This window comes from Umezawaea sp. NPDC059074 (assembly GCF_042738955.1).
Lineage (GTDB): Bacteria > Actinomycetota > Actinomycetes > Mycobacteriales > Pseudonocardiaceae > Umezawaea.
Map to the genome: position 1 here is coordinate 1 of NZ_JBHYHC010000285.1, position 2,322 is coordinate 2,322.

The 2,322-nt window shown below is 74.1% G+C and carries 1 protein-coding gene; it reads right to left on the minus strand.

Going from position 1 to position 2,322, the window contains the following annotated elements; translation table 11 throughout:
- The coding region (locus tag ACFWW9_RS46070) for a condensation domain-containing protein (RefSeq protein WP_390389991.1) at nucleotides 1-2,322 on the minus strand (2,322 nt) is incomplete at both ends.

The window sequence follows — 2,322 nt, forward strand, 5'->3', positions numbered from 1 at the left end:
GTGGTGGAACGTGCCAACCATCCGCACCCGGCGGTCGCCGACCTCGATCAACGTGACCCTGGTCAGCGGGGCGACCGCGAGGTCGATCCCGGCGGCGAGGTCGTCGCTGAGCAGCGCCTCCAGCTCCAGGTGCTGGTCGGCCGCGGTCATCCCGCGCCAGTCCAGCCGGGTGATCGGCAGCCTCACCTGCCGCCGCACGACCTGGAGCGGCTCGTCGAGCCCGTCCCAGCGCATGGCCGTCCGCAGGATCGGCGTGCGGTCCACGACCCGCTGCCACGCCAGCGCCAGCCACGCCGGGTCGACCTCGTCGACGTCCGCGGTGAACTGGGCGAGGTGCACGCCCGGCGTCATCGCGGAGTCGAACACCATGCCGCTCTGCGTCGGCGTGAGCGGGTAGACGTCCTCGACGTCCCGGCCGTCGCCCACCAGCCGGTCCACGTCGTCCTGCGCGAGCGAGGCGAGCGGGAAGTCCGACGGCGTACGGCCACCGGCGTCCGGCGCGGCGCAGTGCGCGACGATCGCGGCCAGGTTCGCGGCGAAGTCCTTCGCCAGGCGGCCGATCACGGCGGCGTCGTGCAGGGCCTCCGAGTACGACCAGGTGAACTCCAGCACGCCGTCCGCGACGAACCCGACCACGTCGACCGCGTGCGGCCGCCGGTCGTCGGGGTGCTGGCCGAGCCGGATCTCCGACACGTCCTGGTAGAACTCGTCGGCCGCGGAGTCGAACCGGCCGAGGTAGTTCAGGCTCACGGCCGGTTCCGGCGCGTCCGCGAGGGCGGCGGCGTGGTGGCGCAGCGAGCCGTAGCCGAGGCCGCGGCCGGGGATCGCCCGGAGCTGCTCCTTCACCGACTTGAGCCGCGCGCCCCAGCCCTCGCCGGACGGGTCGACCACGACCGGGTAGCGGGTGGTGAACCAGCCGACCGTGCGGGACACGTCGACGCCGTCGAACAGGTCCTCGCGGCCGTGGCCCTCCATGATCAGCTCGGCTCGCCGGGAGCCGGTCCACTCGGCGAGGACCGGGGCGAGCGCGGTCAGCAGCACGTCGTTGACCTCGGTGCGGTAGACCTCCGGCACGTCCTTGAGCAGCGCGGTGGTCGTGGCGGCGTCGAGCCGGACGCGGATCTCCCGCGCGCTGCGGACGGTGTTCACGCCCTCGGCGGGCGACCCGTCGACCACGCGGGTGGCGGTCCCGGTCCAGAAGTCGAGTTCGCCGTCGAACCCGCCGGACCGCGTGTGCTCGTCCAGCCTGGTCGCCCACCGCCGGAACGACGTGGTCTTCGCGCCCAGGTCGACGGGCTCGCCCGCGGCGGCCTGCCGGTACGCGGTGGCGAGGTCGGCGAGCAGGATCCGCCACGAGACGCCGTCGACCACGAGGTGGTGCGCGGCCAGGCGCAGCCTGCACCGCCGCCCGGTCACCAGCAGGGCGCGCAGCAGCGGCCCGTTCGCCAGGTCGAACGAGTGGTCCAGGGTGTCCACCGTGGACACGGTCAGCACGTCGGCGGCCTCGCCGGGGTGCTGCCGCCCGCCGGTGAACCGCTGACCGAGCGCGTCGTGGTGGTCGACCAGCGCGATCAGCGCCCGGCGCAGCGCGTCCACGTCCGGCGCCTCGGCCAGGTACGCGGTCACGTACTGGTCGAACACCTCGGGGTGGGTGAACCGGTCGAAGAGGAAGCGCTGGATGGGCGTCAGCGGCGCGGGGCCGTCCTCCGCCACCTCGGCACGGCTCGTGACCGTGGGCACGACGTGCGGCGAGAGGCGTTCGATGGTCTGCCAGCGGAACAGGTCGCGCGAGGTCAGCCGGAAACCTGCGCGACCGGCCATCGCGGCGACCTGGATCGCCAGGATCGAGTCCCCGCCGAGGGCGAAGAAGTTGTCGCGGACGCCGACGGGCGTGCCGACGACCTCGGTCCAGATGGCGACCAGTGCCCGCTGCACGTCGTCGGCGGCGGCCACCGGCTCGGCAGTGGGCCCGGCCACGACCGGGTCGGGAAGAGCCGCGCGGTCCACCTTCCCCCGGTCGGTCAACGGAAACCCGGCCAGCACGACGATCGCGGCCGGGACCATGTACTCGGGCAGCGACGTGGCGAGGAAGGCGCGCAGGCCCGCGTCGTCCACGTCGGCGCCGGTGACGTACCCGACCAGCCGCGTGCGGCCCGCGTGGTCGCGCGACGGCACGACGACCGCCTCGGTGACCGCCGGGTGCGCCAGCAGCGCCGCCTCGACCTCACCGGGCTCGACCCGGTTGCCGCGGATCTTGACCTGGTCGTCGACGCGGCCGAGGAAGTCGACCGTGCCGTCGCCGAGCAGCCGCACCTTGTCGCC